12 protein-coding genes and 1 other RNA gene are annotated in these 18,006 nt (G+C 60.9%); 10 read left to right on the top strand and 3 right to left on the bottom strand.

The annotated features are described in order from the left end of the window. The first annotated feature begins 20 nt into the window (after positions 1 to 20). The 4 genes from zipA (at position 21) to QRN48_RS03530 (ending at position 7,069) form a co-directional block, all read left to right on the top strand. On the top strand, positions 21 to 872 hold the full coding sequence (gene zipA, locus QRN48_RS03545; protein WP_037011441.1) for a cell division protein ZipA: 852 nt from the start codon (positions 21 to 23) through the stop codon (positions 870 to 872). Between the two features lie 169 nt (positions 873 to 1,041). Then, positions 1,042 to 3,390, top strand: a complete 2,349-nt coding sequence (ligA, locus tag QRN48_RS03540) for an NAD-dependent DNA ligase LigA (protein ID WP_285348940.1) — start codon at positions 1,042 to 1,044, stop codon at positions 3,388 to 3,390. 536 nt (positions 3,391 to 3,926) lie between these two features. Beyond that, a complete protein-coding gene (locus tag QRN48_RS03535) occupies positions 3,927 to 5,093 on the top strand; it encodes a zinc-binding metallopeptidase family protein (RefSeq protein WP_285348938.1) in 1,167 nt (388 codons plus the stop codon). A gap of 170 nt (positions 5,094 to 5,263) precedes the next feature. After that, a complete protein-coding gene (locus QRN48_RS03530; protein ID WP_285348936.1) occupies positions 5,264 to 7,069 on the top strand; it encodes a putative bifunctional diguanylate cyclase/phosphodiesterase in 1,806 nt (601 codons plus the stop codon). Between the two features lie 3 nt (positions 7,070 to 7,072). On the opposite strand, the gene QRN48_RS03525 is transcribed toward QRN48_RS03530, so the two are convergent. Then, positions 7,073 to 7,567, bottom strand: a complete 495-nt coding sequence (locus QRN48_RS03525; RefSeq protein ID WP_191946080.1) for a GNAT family N-acetyltransferase — start codon at positions 7,565 to 7,567, stop codon at positions 7,073 to 7,075. Positions 7,568 to 7,790: 223 nt separating this feature from the next. Here QRN48_RS03525 and ffs point away from each other — a divergent pair. The 5 genes from ffs (at position 7,791) to QRN48_RS03500 (ending at position 12,295) form a co-directional block, all read left to right on the top strand. Further along, positions 7,791 to 7,887, top strand: an RNA gene (gene ffs / locus QRN48_RS03520) — signal recognition particle sRNA small type. A gap of 350 nt (positions 7,888 to 8,237) precedes the next feature. Continuing rightward, complete coding sequence (locus QRN48_RS03515; RefSeq protein ID WP_285348933.1) at positions 8,238 to 9,320, top strand: type I restriction endonuclease; 1,083 nt, start codon at positions 8,238 to 8,240, stop codon at positions 9,318 to 9,320. Positions 9,321 to 9,670: 350 nt separating this feature from the next. Next, complete coding sequence (gene coaA, locus QRN48_RS03510; protein WP_191946079.1) at positions 9,671 to 10,597, top strand: type I pantothenate kinase; 927 nt, start codon at positions 9,671 to 9,673, stop codon at positions 10,595 to 10,597. Then, positions 10,597 to 10,977: a Rap1a/Tai family immunity protein gene (locus QRN48_RS03505; RefSeq protein WP_285348931.1), complete on the top strand. Its 381-nt coding sequence runs from the start codon at positions 10,597 to 10,599 to the stop codon at positions 10,975 to 10,977. The genes coaA and QRN48_RS03505 overlap by 1 nt, the downstream gene beginning before the upstream one ends. Positions 10,978 to 11,074: 97 nt before the next feature. Beyond that, positions 11,075 to 12,295: an MFS transporter gene (locus tag QRN48_RS03500; RefSeq protein WP_285348930.1), complete on the top strand. Its 1,221-nt coding sequence runs from the start codon at positions 11,075 to 11,077 to the stop codon at positions 12,293 to 12,295. A gap of 411 nt (positions 12,296 to 12,706) precedes the next feature. Here QRN48_RS03500 and QRN48_RS03495 read toward each other — a convergent pair whose 3' ends face one another. After that, on the bottom strand, positions 12,707 to 14,410 hold the full coding sequence (locus tag QRN48_RS03495; RefSeq protein ID WP_285348929.1) for an acid phosphatase: 1,704 nt from the start codon (positions 14,408 to 14,410) through the stop codon (positions 12,707 to 12,709). A 422-nt stretch (positions 14,411 to 14,832) separates the two neighbouring features. After that, a complete protein-coding gene (locus QRN48_RS03490; RefSeq protein ID WP_037011419.1) occupies positions 14,833 to 15,594 on the bottom strand; it encodes a substrate-binding periplasmic protein in 762 nt (253 codons plus the stop codon). 232 nt (positions 15,595 to 15,826) lie between these two features. On the opposite strand from QRN48_RS03490, the gene dnaX reads away from it, so the two are divergent. After that, positions 15,827 to 17,974 carry a DNA polymerase III subunit gamma/tau gene (gene dnaX / locus QRN48_RS03485; RefSeq protein WP_285348926.1) on the top strand — a complete coding sequence of 716 codons (2,148 nt, stop codon included), beginning with the start codon at positions 15,827 to 15,829 and terminating at the stop codon, positions 17,972 to 17,974. The last annotated feature ends 32 nt before the right edge of the window (positions 17,975 to 18,006 follow it).

The raw sequence follows: 18,006 nt of genomic DNA, 5'->3' as shown, positions 1-18,006 counted from the left end.
CATTAGAGGCACGGGACTACATGGAAATCGGTCTGCGAGAGTGGCTGATCGTCATCGGCATAATTGTCATCGCCGGTATTCTTTTTGATGGCTGGCGCCGGATGCGCGGCGGCAAGGGTAAGTTGAAATTCAGGCTGGACCGCAGTTTCTCCAACGTGCCGGACGACGACGAACCCACGTCCGCCGAGGTGCTAGGCCCTGCTCGCGTGCTGGACACGCACAAAGAGCCGCAACTGGACGAGCACGACCTGCCGACCATGAGCGCCGCGCCGCGTGAGCGTGCCGAGCGTGAGCCTCGCCGCGGCAAGCGCAAGGACGAGCCCCATCAGGGCGATTTGAACTTGAGCGCCAATGGGCCGGATCTGTTCAGCGCACGCGATGATGATTTTCCGGACGACAAGCCGAACCAGCGCATTACCGAAGACAAGGACCTGCCACCGGTTGAAGAAGTGCTGGTGATCAGCGTTATTTCCCGGGACGAAAGCGGCTTCAAGGGCCCGGCGCTGCTGCAGAACATTCTGGAAAGCGGCCTGCGCTTCGGCGAGATGGACATTTTCCACCGTCACGAAAGCATGGCGGGCAATGGTGAAGTGCTGTTTTCGATGGCCAACGCAGTCAAGCCGGGCGTGTTCGATCTGGACGACATCGACCATTTCAGTACTCGCGCGGTGAGCTTCTTCCTCGGCCTGCCGGGCCCGCGTCATCCCAAGCAGGCATTCGATGTGATGGTTGCCGCCGCTCGCAAGCTGGCCCATGAGCTCAACGGTGAATTGAAAGATGACCAGCGCAGCGTCATGACCGCGCAGACCATCGAGCACTACCGTCAGCGCATCGTCGAGTTCGAACGCCGCGCACTGACCCAGCGTCGTTGATTTGTTGAGTGGCGCGTCCCTGTAGGAGCGCGCTTGCCCGCGATTGCGGTGGGTCAGTCACCAGCGCGTCGATTGCACGGACACTTTCGCCGGCCACCAGGCTCCTACAGTTACAAGCATCACAAATTGAGCAGCTTCGGCTGCTCTTTTGCATTTTGAGAATACGCCTATGAAAGCCGCCGAAACCCGCATCCTGGAATTGCGCGCTGAGCTGGATCAGCACAACTTCCGTTACCACGTGCTCGACGAACCGAGCATCCCGGACGTGGAATACGACCGCCTGTTTCACGAGCTCAAGGCGCTGGAGGCGGAGAACCCGCATCTGGTCACGCCTGATTCGCCGACGCAGCGGGTGGGCAGTGCCGCGTTGTCGGCATTCACCCAGGTGCGTCACGAGATCCCGATGCTGAGCCTGGGCAACGCCTTTGAAGAAACCGACATGCTCGAGTTTGATCGTCGGGTCAACGAAGGGCTGGACCTGCCGACTGCTTCAAAAAAGGTCGAATACAGCTGCGAACCCAAGCTCGACGGTCTGGCCGTGAGCCTGCTGTACCAGAACGGCGCGCTGGTACGCGGCGCCACGCGCGGCGACGGCACCACCGGCGAAGACATCAGCGTCAACGTGCGCACCGTGCGCAACATTCCGCTGAAGCTGCACGGCAAGGGCTGGCCGGAGACCCTGGAAGTACGCGGTGAAGTGTTCATGTCCAAGGCCGGTTTCGAGCGCCTCAACGCCAGCCAGCTGGAAGTCGGTGGCAAGACCTTTGCCAACCCGCGTAACGCAGCGGCCGGGAGCCTGCGTCAGCTGGATTCGAAGATCACCGCCAACCGTCCGCTGGAATTCTGCTGCTACGGCATCGGCCAGGTGTCCCACGACATCGCCGACACCCACACCGGCAACCTGCAACAGCTCAAAGCCTGGGGCATGCCGATCAGCCGCGAGATGAAAATCGCCCATGGCATCGAAGACTGTCTGAAGTACTACCACGACATTGGCGAGAAACGCCTGTCGCTGCCGTACGAAATCGACGGCGTAGTCTTCAAGGTGAACAGCATTGCCTCCCAGCGCGAGCTGGGGTTCCGTGCGCGGGAGCCACGCTGGGCCATCGCCCATAAATTCCCTGCCATGGAAGAGCTTACCGAGCTGCTCGACGTCGAGTTCCAGGTCGGGCGCACCGGGGCCGTGACGCCCGTCGCACGCTTGAAGCCGGTGAAAGTGGCCGGTGTCACCGTTGCCAACGCCACGCTGCACAACATGGACGAAGTGGCGCGACTGGGCCTGATGATTGGTGACACGGTGATCATTCGCCGGGCGGGCGACGTGATTCCGCAAGTGGTGCAGGTGGTGCAGGAGCGCCGCCCGGCAGACGCGCGCGTGGTCGAGGTCCCGCAGGTGTGCCCGGTGTGCGGTTCGCAGGTCGAGCGCACGCAGCTGATCAAGCGCAGCAAAGGCAAGGAAACCATCAGCGAGGGCGCGGTGTATCGCTGCGTCGGCCGTCTGGCCTGTGGTGCGCAGCTCAAACAGGCCATCATCCACTACGTCTCGCGTCGGGCGATGGACATTGAAGGCCTGGGCGACAAGACCATCGAGCAACTGGTGGACGAGAAACTGATCGGCTCGCCAGCCGATCTGTACAAGCTGACCTACGAGCAGATCATCGACCTCGAAGGTTTTGCCGACATCTCTACTAAAAAGCTGCTCAACGCGATCGCCGAGAGCAAGAAGCCGACCCTGGCACGGTTCATCTATGCGCTGGGCATCCCGGATGTCGGCGAGGAGACGGCCAAAGTGCTGGCCCGCTCGCTGGGGGCGCTGGATCGGGTCACGGTTGCATTGCCCGAAGTGCTCACGTATCTGCCTGACATCGGCCTGGAAGTCGCGCACGAGATCCACAGTTTCTTCGAGGACGAGCACAACCAGAACGTGATCGGCGCCTTGCTCGGCGAATGCGAGATGCAGCTGCAGGACACCGGCGATCTGGGCGCTGAGTTCGCGGCGAGCGCCACGCTGGGTGGCATGCTCGACAAGTTGAATATCCCGACCGTGGGGCCGGGCGCTGCGCAGAAGCTGGCAGACAAGTTCGGCACCCTTGAAGCGGTGGTGCGCGCCGACTGGCTGGACATGCGTCAGACGTTGCCGGAGAAACAGGCGCAGGCGGTCAGGGCATTTTTCGACATCGACGATAATGCGCAGCGGGCCCTGGCTATCGAACAGCAGCTCAAAGACTTTGGCATGCACTGGCACAGCGAGAAGAAGGTGGTCGAGGGCCTGCCGCTGGCGGGCCAGACGTGGGTGCTGACCGGTTCACTGGAGTTGATGAGCCGCGACGTGGCGAAAGACAAACTGGAGGGGCTGGGGGCCAAAGTGTCCGGCTCGGTTTCGGCGAAGACCCACACAGTGGTGGCGGGGCCTGGTGCAGGCTCCAAACTGACCAAAGCCAACGAACTGGGCCTGAAGGTCCTGGACGAAGAGGCGTTTGTGGGATTTTTGAAGAAGCACGGCGTGGAAGGAGATTGAGGTTTACCCAGCGCCGACCAGCTTCTAAAGCCTCAACATCTGATTTAAGGCTTGCCGCGCTCCATTGCAGGAGCGCGCTTGCCCGCGAAAAGCTTCCCGGCTGATGCAGGTCCGACTGAAAGCACCGAGTACAATCCGTGGCACCGGCTGAAGCCGGGAAGCCTTTGATCTGCACCTGATCTTGATCTTCATATACAGCCAGCCCAGACACCGCCAATCGCGACTCGATCATCCACACGCTCCGCGTGGGCATGCAGCCCAAGACGCTCCGCGTCGCTCCCGCCGCTTTTTTGCGCAGGCCCGACATGTCGAATCCCCTGTAGGAGCCGGCTTGCTGGCGAACGCGGTGTGTCAGCCCCGTTATTCATACCTGATCCCCTGCATTCGCCAGCAAGCCGGCTCCTACGACGACATCATCACGCCAAGCACCGGCGGTCATTGCCGAGCTCCCCCTCCGGCTGTCTTGCTCCGCGAATCCACGGAACCCCCGTCACCCTTAACGATCTAGTGCTTGCAGCCCCCCTCAGGATATCGCCATGTTCCAGTTCTTCGAGCAACTCAGCACACGGATCGCGGCGCCATTCGCCGGGGAGAGCAAACGCAACAGCAAAGTCTGGCAGTGCCGGTGCGGACAGTCGGTGTTCTTCCGCAACAGCCAATGCCTGGCATGCTCGGCAGCGCTGGGCTATCTGCCTGAGCAGAGCAAAATCGCCGCGCTGGAACCGGGGCCCGACGCGCAAACCTGGCGCGTGAGTGACGAACCCCAGGCCGGCCTCTACCGTCGCTGCGCGAACCTCAACACAGCAGCGGCCTGTAACTGGATTTTCCCCGCACTCAACGCAGGTGATTTCTGCATCGCCTGCAGCCTCAACAAGACCATCCCCGACCTGTCCGTGCCGGAGAACCCCGAGCGCTGGGGCAAAATCGAGACCGCCAAACGTCGACTGGTGGCGCAGCTTATTACCCTGGGCCTGCAGGTCGTCCCCAAAAGCGTCGACGAAGAACGCGGTCTGGCGTTTGAGTTTCTTGGCGTCGACATCGAGGGCAACTTGCCCACCACCGGCCACGCCAATGGCTTGATCACCCTCAATGTCGAAGAAGCCGACGACGCCATCCGTGAGAAGGTGCGCGTGCAAATGCACGAACCCTACCGCACATTGCTCGGACATTTCCGTCATGAAGTGGGTCATTACTATTGGGATCGCCTGATCGCCAACACCTACTGGCAGGACGGCTTCCGCCACCTGTTCGGCGACGACCGCGCCAGCTACGCTGATGCTCTGGACCATCATTATCAGCACGGTGCCCCGACCGACTGGCAGCAGCATTACGTCAGCGCCTACGCCACCATGCACCCCTGGGAAGACTGGGCCGAAACCTGGGCGCACTACCTGCACATGATGGATGCTGTCGACACCGCCCTGAGCCTGGGCATGAGTGCGCGGGACATGGAGCTCGATTACCAGCCGTTTCCCCTCGAAACACTGTACGACCCCCAACATCCAGGCGGCCTGGCGTTCCTCTCCTTCGTCAATGCCTGGATCGAGCTGGCCGGCATGCTCAACGAGCTGTCCCGTGCCATGGGACAGGCGGACTTCTATCCGTTCGTGCTGCCGCCGGCCGTCATCACCAAGCTGCACTTCATCCATCTGGTCATACAGGGGGCGGGCGGCAAGGCGGATGAGGTCCTGCAAGCACAGTGACCCCCTCATTCGAGTGAGATGAGGCCCATCCCGGTACGAAGCGGTGAGACCTTCCACCGCTTGTCCGTCACCCCTGCACGGGCGGAAATCTGGTGCTATTTTCCCTATATATATCGTTTTGATACTACTGGCGAAGCGGTTGATGAAGCGGTTCAAAAGGGATTTAAGTTATGGCCACCAGTGCTCCATTGCCCAGGAACGAGCGTTCACGGCTTTCGCGCATCACCCATATGGGGCTTATCGATGCGGCGGCGGACGACGTCCTCGATCACATCATTTCGATGGTGACCCACTATTTTGAGGTCCCCATTGCGCTGGTCTCCATCGTCAGTGAGCACCGTCAGTGGTTCCGGGCCCGCGCAGGCCTGGAGGAGCGGCAGACCCCGCGCGAAATCGCCTTCTGCGCCTACACCATCCTCAGTCACGAGACGTTCCAGGTCCCGGACGCGATGCTCGACCCACGCTTCAGCGACAACCCGCTGGTCACCGGTGAGCCGCATATCCGCTTTTACGCCGGCGTGCCCCTGGTAACGGCCGATGGCCTGGCGTTGGGTACGCTGTGCATCATCGGCACCCAGCCCCGGCCGCTGCTGGATAAGCGCGACGCTGCCATGCTGGAGATGTATGGCCAGTTGGTGATGAAGCGCCTTAATAACCTGCGCAACGCCAGTTACGTTGACCAGCCCACCGGGCTGTTCAACCGCCTGCGTCTGGAAGAAGACCTCGGCGCGCTGACCGATCGGCGCAAACATGCGCTGGTCGCTCTGGACATGGTCGCCCCCACCTTTCTCGACAGTATCGTCAAGGCCCTTGGCTACAGCTTCGCCCAGGAGCTGGTGCGCTGCATGATCGATAACTGCCGCAGTCAATTGCCCGCCGACACCGCGCTCTACAAGGTCAGCCCGACACGCATCGCGCTGATCACCCGCAATGCCAGACCGGAGCAGGCGGAGCGGCTGTTCAGGCAACTGCTTGAGCATTTTCGGCGGCCGCTGGTGTGTCGCAATATCCCGATCCAGATGGACGTCGGCATCGGCGTGCTGCCGCTGGGGCTGGAGCGCTGCGATGAGGGCGACTGGATTCGGCTGGTGGTCAGTGCGGCGGACGAAGCCCGCGGCAAGTCCATCGGCTGGCGCTGGTACGAGCCGCACCTGGACTTCGCCCAGCAGCGCGCTTTTTTGCTGCTGGCTTCGCTGGCCGAGGCGGTGCGCAGCCCGGATCAACTGTCTTTGGTGTATCAGCCACGGCTGGAAGTGGCGACGGGGCGGATCGTTACCGTCGAAGCCCTGTTGCGTTGGCAGCACCCGGTGCTGGGGCCGATCAGTCCGCTGGAGTTCATCCCGCTGGCGGAAAAAACCGCGCTGATTCGTTCACTCAGCCTTTGGGTGCTGCACAAAGCGGTCGCCCAGGCCGCGCGCTGGCAGAAGCAGGGTTTTGCCTTCAAAGTCGCCATGAATGTGTCGGCGATCGACTTGGCCAATTCGTCATTCAGTGACGCGCTGTTCGAGCAGTTGACCACCAGTGGGCTAGAGCCCAGTGGCTTCGAGCTTGAGTTCACTGAAAGTGCGCTGTGCGATAACCCCGAGGTGACCCGCTTACAGCTGGAGCGACTGCGCGCGCTCAACATCGACATCGCCATCGACGACTTCGGCACCGGCTATAGCAACTGGACCTACTTGCGGCAGCTGCCAGCCACCACGGTCAAGCTGGACAAATCCCTGGTTGAAAATATCGACAGCGACGAGAAGGATCGCGGCCTGGTGGAGGCCATCGTCGATCTGGCCAAGCGCCTGGGCTATCGCGTCGTCGCAGAAGGCGCGGAGACCGAGGCCGTGTATGAAATCCTCTGCGAGCTGGGCTGCCACGAAGTTCAGGGCTTCCTGATTGCGCGCCCGATGAGCGTCAGCGCGCTTGAACACTGGATGAACGCAGAGCGCCGTTGCAAGGTTCGGGCGTTGCGGTCTCTGGCGCACTGACCGCTAGAGCTTCAGGCGCATCACGCATTCCGCCCCTGCATTCACTGCGTCACGCTCCGGCAGCTCCTGCCAACCCTGCGCCCGGTACAGCTCGCGTGCGACGTGGTTGCCGGCGTCCACGGCCAGCATCAGTTGCTCGGTGTCAGGCCACAGCGCCCGGGTGAGTTCGGGCAGCGCTTGCAGGCAGCGCTTGCCCAGACCCTGGCCTTGAAACCGCCGATCAATCATCAGCGCGTGCAGCGTTGTCGTCACATGGGATTGTTGAAGGGCCCAACCCGGCAGCAGCGTCCGGCATTTGAGCAGGAAAAACCCCCGGGGGAGCTCATCGATCAGCAGCACGAAGCCCTGCCTGTCGGCGACGGGACGGGCTGTCAGGGTGTGCAGCCCGCCGTGGATGTCGCCGACGTGGCGGATTTGTTGCTGGGTTAACGCAAGGTCCAGCAATTGATCGTGTTGGCCGGGGGAAAGCGATTCGTAGCGGGTGAGGGCAACATGCATCGGGGTTTACCTGTGTCTTGCGCCAGGGCGCTTCAGCAGCGGCTGGCGAGAAGCCTAAAACAGCGCGTCATTGTGCCGTAACCGGTCCTCAACGGATGCAGTCGCATGGGTAACAAAGGCTTGAACGCGCTAAAAATCTTAATCTGAAACAAGAGGTTGTAACTTGGCGCGAGACCGGTACAATGGCGCGGCTCGCCACTGGCGAGCGTCGTTATGGTGACCCCATCGGTCCCCCCGCAACGATTACCCGTGAACCTGGTCAGAGCCGGAAGGCAGCAGCCACAGCGGGAACATTGTGTGCCGGGGTGTGGCTGGTGGGGTTGCCTCCATAACGCACCCTCCCTAGCGTCATCTCCTCGCCTCTCGATTAGCACTAAATTCTGTACACGCACATCATCCATCGCGTCTTACCTTAACTATTGTTCCAGCCGATTCCGGTGGAGCATCAGTTGTGACTTAACAACGGTCGGTTTTCCTAAGCATCTCAGAGTGAGTCTTCAGATTTTTGGGCTGTTCCACGCTACATCTGAAACACGACTCAAGAGTTGCTTGTAGGATCACAGTCGTTTTCTGAGTAAGACGTTTCTGAGTATGGAAATTTTGCTGTGATTTGGAATTGCCAGTACCGGGAGTTGGTACTACTCTGATTTTCCCGAGCAAGGAGCGAAATATGGAATTTCTAGCGAGAGTCAACGCGTTATCGGCCAAAATCCAGCAACAATCTGCAGCTATTCAGACCGAGGAAGCAACGAAAACAGCGTTTGTGATGCCTTTCATCAATTCTGTGCTGGGATACGACGTTTTTGATCCGCTGGAAGTGATCCCTGAATATATCTGTGACGTTGGGACTAAGAAGGGAGAAAAAATCGATTACGCCATCATGAAGAATGGTGAGGTACAAATCCTCGTTGAGTGCAAGAAAATTGGTGAGCCTCTTCATATCAACCATGCGAGTCAGCTCTTCCGTTACTTCCATGTCACCAGTGCGCGAATTTCCATCCTTACTAATGGTCGGGTCTATCGGTTTTATACCGATCTAGATGCGCCGAATAAAATGGATGACAAGCCCTTTCTTGAGTTGGATCTATTGGACCTTGATGAACATGCGCTGCCGGAGTTAGAGAAGCTAACGAAGTCCGCATTCGACGTCGACTCAATTATCAGTGCGGCAGGTGAACTGAAATACGTTGGACAGATAAAAAAGGAAATAGCTGCTCAGTTCACCAAGCCCGACGATGAGTTTATTAAGTTCTTTGCCGGTCGTGTCTATGAAGGCATTATTACGCAAAAGGTCCGCGAACAATTCGCGGTATTAACACGAAAGGCTGCTGCCCAGTTCTTGGGCGATCAGGTAAATGACCGCCTCAAGTCCGCCATCAGCGGTCCGATTCAGCCAACATTCGCCCTAGCCCCTGTTGACAGCAGCCCTGCGAAAGAATCGGTGGATGCGCCAGAAGATGATCGCGTCCAAACCACACTTGAAGAGCTGGAGGGATTTCACGTTGTAAAGGCAATAGTGAGGTCGGTCGTCGATGCGAAACGTATTGGCCATCGCGATACTCAAAGCTATTTCGGAATTTTGCTGGATGACAACAATCGGAAACCGATATGCCGACTGCATTTCAATAGAAGCCAAAAATATATAGGTATTTTTGATCGCGAAAAAAATGAAACCCGGCATGCGATTGATTCGGTTGATGATATATACGGCTTCTCCGATAACTTAAAGGGGGTGATTGCCCACTACAGTTGATATATGTCGTCCGTAGATTTACCGCATGAGTGCAGCGAGGGTTGCCTTTCAAGCGAGCGTGCCGGGCGGGGCGTTGATTTGGAAAACGTCTTGCCCTTGTTGTCCATACGGAAATGGAACTGCCGGCAGCGTGGGTAAATCGGATCGGCCTACCAGCGCCCAATGGAGGCGCTGGGGTCGCTGGCGTCGTTGCGGGGCTGGTTTTCAATTGAAGCATGAAGCTGGCGCAGGTCGTGTCACTGACTTAAGCCGATCGCTCAGCCATACCTAAAATAAATCTGCCCTCGTTTCGAATCAATACGATAGTCTTCGCACCATGTCGATACGGACACCTGACTGGAACGCAATAGATGGCACCTGATGACTATCTGGTAATGAGCAGCGCGGAGTGGGCGGGGCTGCGTGCCAGTACGCCATTGACGTTGTCGGAGGAAGATCTGGCGGCATTGCGGGGCGTGAACGAAGACATTTCCCTTGAGGATGTCGCCAACATTTACCTGCCGTTGTCGCGCCTGATCAATCTGCACGTCAGCGCGGCGCGCAATCTGGACAGCATCAAGGACACCTTTCTGGGACGGCCCGCCAAACGTCAGACGTATGTAGTGGCGGTGGCCGGCAGCGTCGCGGTGGGCAAGAGCACGTTTGCCCGGGTGCTGCAGGCCTTGATGGCGCGCTGGCCGGACCATCCACGGGTCGATCTGGTCACCACCGACGGTTTTCTGCACCCTAACGCCCGGCTTTTGGCCGACGGCATCATGCACCGCAAGGGCTTTCCGGAAAGCTACGATCGCAAGCGCATGGTCAAGTTTCTCTCGGACCTCAAGGCGGGCACGCCGGAAATCAGCGCGCCGGTGTATTCCCACATCAGTTACGACATCGTGCCCGACCAGTTCCTCAAGGTCAGTCAGCCGGACATCCTTATTTTCGAAGGGCTCAATGTTCTGCAGACCGCGGGCAACGATGGCCAGAAGCCGGGCAGCATCGTGTCGGACTTCTTTGATTTCTCGATTTACCTGGACGCTGCCGAGAGCGACATTGAGCGCTGGTACGTCGAGCGTTTCCTGATGCTGCAGCGCACGGCCTTTCGCGCACGCGGCGCCTACTTCCGTGAGTTGGCGGACTTGCCCCCGGAAAAGTCCCCCGACGCCGCGCGCAAGATCTGGCGCGACATCAACCGTCCCAACCTGCTGGAGAACATCCTGCCGACCCGCGAGCGCGCCAGCCTTGTCGTGCGCAAGGCGTCGGATCATTCGGTGAAGGAACTGTGGCTGCGCTGATGAGCTCGCTTGCGGGCAGACCCATTGTTGTGGTGTCTGCCTTTCTTGCGCTGTGCTTGAGCGCAGGGGCGCGGGCGGACGGCAATCAACTGCTTGAGGAATGCCAGGACGGCATTAACAGCATGAGCGGCGGCGTTAGCCGCAACAGCGTCGGCGTCGGTCACTGCGTCGGGGTGCTCCAGGCGACGATGGATACGCTGGATCTGTTCCATGAAGCGGGCGGGCTGCCGCGGCTGGTGTGCGTGCCGGAAGGCGGCATTCCGATGATTCAGTCCATGCGCATCGTGGTGCAGTCGCTGCAGGCGCATCCCGAAAGCCTGCACCTGAACGAGTCGGTATTGGTCGTCTCCGCGCTGAAAAACGCATTCCCCTGCCAGTAATTTCCCGCATTTGCGCTAGCCTGTTGGTTGAGTCGAGTTGATGGTCTGACTCAGTCCGCCGCGGCTTGCGTAGCGGTTTGCGCTGAGGACGATGGCAATGCGTGTCAATGGACTGATTGTGTTGCTGCTGACGGGGCTGGTGGCCGCCACCTACGGGTTCGGTATCTATCTTTTCGCTCAGCTGGTGCCGGACATGCGCGCCAGTCTGGGTTTCGACATCGCTTACGTCGGAACCATTACCGCAGCGGGGCAGGCGGGCTTCCTTGCCAGCGCGTTGCTGGCGGCCTGGCTCACGCCCCGCGTGGGCGGCGGTTGGGTGATCTTCGCTTCCGGGGCGGTGTGCGCATTGGCTTTGCTGCTGATGCCACTGGCCCAGAACATTGTGCTGATCGGCGTGCTGCTGACCGTGCTGGCTGGCACGGCAGCGACGGTGTTCGTGCCGATGGTCGATGTCATCTCCCGCGCCGTGCCCTACCAGTACCGGGGCATGGCGATGGGGCTGGTGTCGAGCGGCACCAGTTACGGGGTGTTTATCAACAGCCTGCTTGTGCCCCTTTACGCGCCACAAGGCGAGTGGCGCACGGTGTGGTGGATCGTCGCAATACTCACCGTTGTGCTGGCTGCGGGCGTGTTTCTGGTGTTCAAGCGTGCCCTGTTGTTTGCCTGCGAGCGCGACCACGCTGGCACTGCTCGGCCTGGGAGGACTGTGCTGCGTGAGGCCCTGCAGGGCTGGGTCTACAAGGTCTGGTCGATGAATTTTCTGATTGGTTTCTCGACCTTTCCGTTTCAGAACTATCTCTCTTCCTACTTGCGCACGGAGCTGGGTTTCGGCGTCGACTACACCGCGCAGATATGGGCAGGCATCGGCTTCGTCGGCATGTTCAGCGGCCTTGCGCTGGGTGCGTTGTCGGACCGGATCGGCCTGCGCGCGGCGATGCTGCTGGTGTACGCCTGCGTCGCGTCGGCGGCGGTTATTCTGGTCGTCGCGCCGAGCGGCTACTGGCCGTTGGTGGCGGGGGTCGTATTCGCGCTGGCGTTCTATCCGATCTTCGGGTTGATCCCGGCCTATGTGTCGAAGATGGCGTCCAGTGCAGCGCTGGCGGTGACCATTTTCGGCATCGCCAACATCATGCAAGGCGTCGGCGGCATGCTCGGCAATTATTGCGCGGGTGTGCTGGCGAGCGTGAGCGGCTCGTTTGTGGCGGTGTATGCGGTGATCGCAGCTGTCGCTGCGCTGCTGGCCGGCTTGACCCTCTGCTTGCCGAACGAGCGCAGCGGTGGGCGTGACGCAGCCAGTGATCACGCCCTGAATCGGTAGGAGCCGGCTTGCTGGCGAAACCGTTCCGTCAGTCGACACCATCGGTTGTGACCCACCGCATTCGCCAGCAAGCCGGCTCCTACAGATGTTGCTTTGGCATTTCATATCGGCCGGTGCAATACAGGGGACTTGCTATACAGAAAACTGCGACGTATTGCTTAAATCGCCCATCGGTGCCTGCCCGCGCGCCGCCATTGCGGTGTCCGGGTTGACTGTCTGCCTGTCAAGCGGGCGCAGCGGTGGGCGTGACGCAACCCGTGATCACGCCCTGAATTTGTAGGAGCCGGCTTGCTGGCGAACCCGTTCCGTCACTCGACACCGTCGGTTTTGACCCACCGCATTCGCCAGCAAGCCGGCTCCTACAGGTGTTGCATTGCCATTTCAGATTGGCCAGCAACAGCAGGGCACTTGCTAGACCGAAAACTGCAACGTATTGCTCAAATCACCCATCGGTGCCTGCCCGCGCGCCGCCATTGCGGTGTCCCGTTCGGTCAGGCCATCGAGTTTTTCCAGGCCGTGCACGCGGGTGATCAGGCGCAGAATCGAGGCGGTATCGTAGGTCGTGTGGTCGACCGTGCCTTTGCGCGCAAACGGCGAGATGACGATGGCCGGCACCCGCGTGCCCGGGCCCCAGCGGTCGCCTTTGGGCGGCGCCACGTGATCCCACCAGCCGCCGTTCTCATCGACGGTCACGACAATCACCATGTTTTTCCACTGCGGGCTGTTGCGCAGCACTTTGATGACGCGATCGATGTGCCGATCACCCGCCGCCACGTCGGCGTACCCGGCGTGCATGTTGAGGTTGCCCTGGGGTTTGTAGAAGGTCACTGCGGGCAGTTTGCCGGCCTCGGCATCCGCGAGGAATTTGTTGGTTGACGATTCGTCACCCAGTCCGGCATCGCGCAGGCGCTTGCGGCGTTCGGTCGGGTTGTCCGGGCCTTGCTGTTTGAAGTAGTTGAACGGCTGATGGTGGTACTGAAAATTCGGGATCTTGGGAATGCCCGTGGAGTCCTTGTACTCGTCCAGCGTGACCTGCCAGGCGCCGGCATACCAGGCCCAGTCGATGTCCTTCTTGGAGAGCTTGTCGCCGATATGCTCGTGGGTCTGGGGCACCAGCACGTTGGCCAGCCCCGGCTGAGAATAATCGGGCTTGTCCTTGTCACGCAGCCAGGTCGGCCAGTAGGGCGGGGCCATGGTGTTGACACCGAACCCGTCGGGCGTCAGCGCGCTGGGCCCGAATTGCGGCGGGCCGGTCATGGCGCTGGCAGGGGATTTTTCCAGCGGTTTGAGTCGGTAATCCAGAGGGTCGCTGCTTTCCAGCACGGCAATTTGCGACTTCGCCGGGGAGTTCGCCGCGTCCGGGTAGAAGGGGGCCCTGGCGGCGATGAGGTACTGGTGGTTCAAAAACGAGCCGCCGAAAGCGCCCTGGAAGAAGTTGTCGCAGAGCACGAACTCCCGGGCCACGTCCCACAGGCGCAGGGAATATTGGCTCTGCGCGTAATGACCCATGGTCAGGCCGCCCGAATCCGCCCACGCAACAAAGGCGTCATTTTTGCCGCCGTTGATTTGCATCTGGTTCTGATAGAACACGTGCCACAGGTCGCGGGTGATGACACTGAGGGGCAGGTCCTCGCCGCTCGGGCCTTTGAGCGGGAAGGGTGCGTTGGGCAGGTTTTCCTGGTACTGCACGCCCGTTGCATAGGTCACGCCGTCGACGCTTTGCGGTCCGACCTGGCACACGCCGCCCCAGCACGGCGGCAGCGTTTCGAGCAGCTTGCCGTCGCGATCACGCTGACGGTATTCCTCCGGCTTGACCGCCGAGAGCGGGTGGTCAACGCCGGGGAAATTGGCGAACAGGTTATTGAAACTGCGGTTCTCACCGTAGATGACGACAATGGTTTTGATGTTGTCCTGCAGCGCTTTGTCCAGCGCCGGGCCGCTCAGTACCGTGCCTGCGGCAGGCTTGCCGTCGACGGTCTCGGCGGCGCCGACGACCCCGCTCAGGGTCGCACCTGCCCCGAGCACTGCAACGCCCCCGAGGAACCGCCGGCGACTGCCGTTGACGGGCGTCTGATTGGCTGCTGCTTGGGCGGGATCTTCCGGTTTCTGGGTCATGGCAGGGCGCTCGCTCGTCGACTTGTTACAACATGTGTCGAAGGAGCCTAGCGAGGGAAGATGACGGAATTGCTACAGCAATGCGCCGCTTGAATCTCGCGCTAAGCTCCACGCCGCCTTCCCGGCTAAAGCCGGTCCCACAGTCAAGCGCATTCCCGGCTGAAGCCGGTCCCACAGTCTGGCGCTTTCCCGGCTAAAGCCCGTCCCACATTCTTCGGCAGTTCCACAAGTCGGTGCGCAGCCAGCGTCACTGACTACATGCGATGCACTTGTGGGACCGGCTTCAGCCGGGAAGGGGTCAGCGCAGGCGACATCGAATCTTTGGTTGTGGCGCATGACGCTTTCCCGGCTAAAGCCGGTCCCACACTTGTCGGCAATCCCACATTTATCGGCAGTCCCCTAATGGAAAGTGCGGCGCGGCCTTAATGTCCATCAGTCGCGTTACCCGAATGCACTTGATACCGCTCGACAATCCGTTCGATTTCGCCGGACATCTTCATCCGCAGCAGGGTGCGCATGATTCGTTGGGACGGCACACTGGGGTCATTGCGAGTCACGCAGCCCACTGGCTGCTCGTCGATGACCCAGACCGGCTTGAGTTTTTCATCGGCCTTGCGGTCGCGGTTGTACCAGTCCAGCGACCACTGGGTATCTACGGCATAGCGGTAGCGGTGGGCCGACAGCTTGGGCAGCACCTGTTCCTGCAGCCTGGCGTCTTCGCGGATCAGATCACCCGTGGCGAACAACGGGTCGAGCACCGGATAGGCATAGCCCAGCACGGTGCCGATGTGATCCCCAAGAATGGCGCTCAGATGAAAGGGCGCGGTGTCATAAGCACTGCCGACCAGCACGTTGTACTGGGTGAGCAGGGGCAGGCTCCAGGTGTAGTCGCCGGACATGTCCGGCAACCAGGACTGGGCGGCATAACAGCGCACGTCGACTTCGCCACGTTCGGTAGCCGCCTGCACGCGCAGTCGTGGATAGACACGGTACTCAGCCGTCTGGCCGATCTGCCTGGCCAGGCTTTCCATGATGTCGAACAGGATTCCGGTTTCGGGGCCTCCGGGACCGACTTGCATGAGCGGCATTGACCAGCTGTCGGCCACCGCAAAGCGAAGAGGCGGGCCATCGGCCGCCGCCGAAGCACTGAGCAGCCCCACCGCACACATCATCCATTTGCGCATCCGGATCCCTCGAAGTAACAGTGCGACGCCTCCGGCCCACCGCTCCGCGCGATTCCTGTGCGGAGCCGGCGTGAGGCGCTGGGTGGGAGAATCATCGTGCGAGCTGTCTTGCGCAGCCGTCCTGCGGGAGCCCGGCCGCCATAATAAAGCGATAAGCAGCGGACACCAGATGCAATTTTGCCCCTGCTCCGCTAGCATTGGCGGTCTTCCGCAACCCAGTCGACGGTTTTCAATGAGTTATCAGGTTCTTGCACGTAAATGGCGTCCGCGCTCGTTCCGCGAAATGGTCGGCCAGACCCATGTGCTCAAGGCCCTGATCAACGCGCTCGACAGCCAGCGCCTGCACCACGCCTATTTGTTCACGGGCACCCGGGGTGTTGGCAAGACCACCATCGCGCGCATTATTGCCAAGTGCCTGAACTGCGAAACCGGTATCACATCAACGCCGTGCGGAGAATGCTCGGTCTGCCGCGAAATTGACGAAGGCCGCTTCGTCGACCTGATCGAGATCGACGCCGCCAGCCGTACCAAAGTCGAAGACACCCGCGAGCTGCTCGACAACGTGCAGTACGCCCCGAGTCGTGGCCGCTTCAAGGTCTACCTGATCGACGAAGTCCACATGCTCTCCAGCCACTCGTTCAACGCGTTGCTGAAAACCCTCGAAGAGCCGCCGCCCTACGTCAAGTTCATCCTGGCGACGACCGATCCGCAGAAGCTGCCGGCGACCATCCTGTCGCGCTGCCTGCAGTTCTCCCTGAAAAACATGACACCTGAACGTGTGGTCGAGCACCTGACCCACGTCCTTGGCGCCGAAAATATTCCTTTCGAGGACGACGCGCTGTGGCTGCTGGGCCGCGCCGCCGATGGCTCGATGCGTGATGCCATGAGCCTGACCGATCAGGCGATTGCGTTCGGTGAAGGCAAAGTGCTCGCGTCTGACGTACGTGCCATGCTCGGCACGCTGGACCACGGCCAGGTGTTCGACGTACTGGCTGCGTTGATCGAGGGCGATGCCCGCTCGTTGCTCGAAGCGGTGCGCCATCTGGCCGAGCAGGGCCCGGACTGGAACGGCGTGCTGTCCGAGATTTTGAACGTGCTGCACCGGGTTGCCATCGCTCAGGCGCTCCCCGAGGGGGTCGACAATGGCCACGGTGACCGCGATCGCGTGTTGGCGCTGGCCCAGGCATTGCCCGCCGAAGACGTGCAGTTCTTTTACCAGATGGGCCTGATCGGTCGTCGGGACTTGCCGCTGGCGCCCGACCCGCGCGGCGGCTTTGAGATGGTGCTGCTGCGCATGCTGGCGTTCCGTCCCGCGGACGCCGACAACGCCCCGACACAGCCGTTAAAGTCAGTGGGGATCAACCCGGCCACGGTTGATTCCCGGACAGCGGTGGCGAGTTCAGCGTCCGCATTACCAGCACCAGCACCAGCACCTGTCGCCGCTCCTGCGCCCGTTGTTCACGCGCCTGCCGCAGCGGCAGTGGCTGAGGCGCACGCAGTGCCTGCGCTTGCGTCCGAGGAAGCACTTGACCTGCCCTGGAACGAGCCCAAAGCAAAGCCGCCTGTCGCTGAACCTGTACCTGCGCCTGTCGCAGAGCCAGCGGCCGATCCCGTAGCGGAAATCCCCGAACCAGTGCTCGACACGGTGTCCGAGCAACCTGACCTCACGCCCATGCCTGCGCCCACCCCGGCGAGTCCGGTACCGGACGCGCCGGAGGTTGAGTCGCTGGAGCAACTGCAGGCCGCTGCCGAAACGGTGACGGCGCAGAGGATTGAGCACGTGCCCGATGCGACGGCCTACGTGCCCGCGCCCATGGAGCGCGACGACGAGCCGCCGCCCGATGACGATTACTACGAGCCGGACATCGACATCGACATCGACCCGGCATCGTTTGCCTACCTGGATGACCTGGCGCATGAGGCTGTCGAAGCGGTGGAGAAGGAGCCCGAGCTGCTTCCTGCGGCCATGCCCGCCACCGGGCTTGCTGCGGACTGGCTTGAGCTGTTCCCCAAACTGCCGATTTCCGGCATGACCGGCAGCATCGCCGCCAACTGTACGTTGATCTCGGTGGAAGGCGACAATTGGCTCCTGCACCTGGATCCGGCCCACAGTGCGTTATTCAACTCCACCCAGCAGCGCCGTTTGAATGATGCGCTGAACCAATACCATGAACGCACCCTCAACCTGAGTATCGAACTGATCAAGCCCGAGCAGGAAACCCCCGCTCAGGCGGCGGCCCGCCGGCGCGCCGATCGGCAGAAGCAGGCCGAGGCGGCGATCCACGGCGATCCGTTCATCCAGCAGATGATGCAGCAGTTCGGTGCGTCGATCCGCGAGGATACGATTGTTCCGGTGGATGCGCCGGCGCAGGCTCATTGATTTCATCGGCGCCAGCCCGGCTGGCGCCCGCA

The organism is Pseudomonas sp. ME-P-057 (genome assembly GCF_030208975.1).
GTDB classification, from domain to species: Bacteria; Pseudomonadota; Gammaproteobacteria; order Pseudomonadales; family Pseudomonadaceae; genus Aquipseudomonas; species Aquipseudomonas lutea.
Note: the sequence above shows the minus strand (reverse complement) of the source record. Positions and strands in the feature narration are given on the sequence as shown.

Bases quoted from the DNA above. Each gene is read 5' to 3' on its own strand.
- zipA (WP_037011441.1), top strand. From the start codon at position 21: ATGGAAATCGGTCTGCGAGAGTGGCTGATCGTCATCGGCATAATTGTC.
- ligA (WP_285348940.1), top strand. From the start codon at position 1,042: ATGAAAGCCGCCGAAACCCGCATCCTGGAATTGCGCGCTGAGCTGGAT.
- QRN48_RS03535 (WP_285348938.1), top strand. From the start codon at position 3,927: ATGTTCCAGTTCTTCGAGCAACTCAGCACACGGATCGCGGCGCCATTC.
- QRN48_RS03530 (WP_285348936.1), top strand. From the start codon at position 5,264: ATGGCCACCAGTGCTCCATTGCCCAGGAACGAGCGTTCACGGCTTTCG.
- QRN48_RS03525 (WP_191946080.1), bottom strand. From the start codon at position 7,567: ATGCATGTTGCCCTCACCCGCTACGAATCGCTTTCCCCCGGCCAACAC.
- QRN48_RS03515 (WP_285348933.1), top strand. From the start codon at position 8,238: ATGGAATTTCTAGCGAGAGTCAACGCGTTATCGGCCAAAATCCAGCAA.
- coaA (WP_191946079.1), top strand. From the start codon at position 9,671: ATGGCACCTGATGACTATCTGGTAATGAGCAGCGCGGAGTGGGCGGGG.
- QRN48_RS03505 (WP_285348931.1), top strand. From the start codon at position 10,597: ATGAGCTCGCTTGCGGGCAGACCCATTGTTGTGGTGTCTGCCTTTCTT.
- QRN48_RS03500 (WP_285348930.1), top strand. From the start codon at position 11,075: ATGCGTGTCAATGGACTGATTGTGTTGCTGCTGACGGGGCTGGTGGCC.
- QRN48_RS03495 (WP_285348929.1), bottom strand. From the start codon at position 14,410: ATGACCCAGAAACCGGAAGATCCCGCCCAAGCAGCAGCCAATCAGACG.
- QRN48_RS03490 (WP_037011419.1), bottom strand. From the start codon at position 15,594: ATGCGCAAATGGATGATGTGTGCGGTGGGGCTGCTCAGTGCTTCGGCG.
- dnaX (WP_285348926.1), top strand. From the start codon at position 15,827: ATGAGTTATCAGGTTCTTGCACGTAAATGGCGTCCGCGCTCGTTCCGC.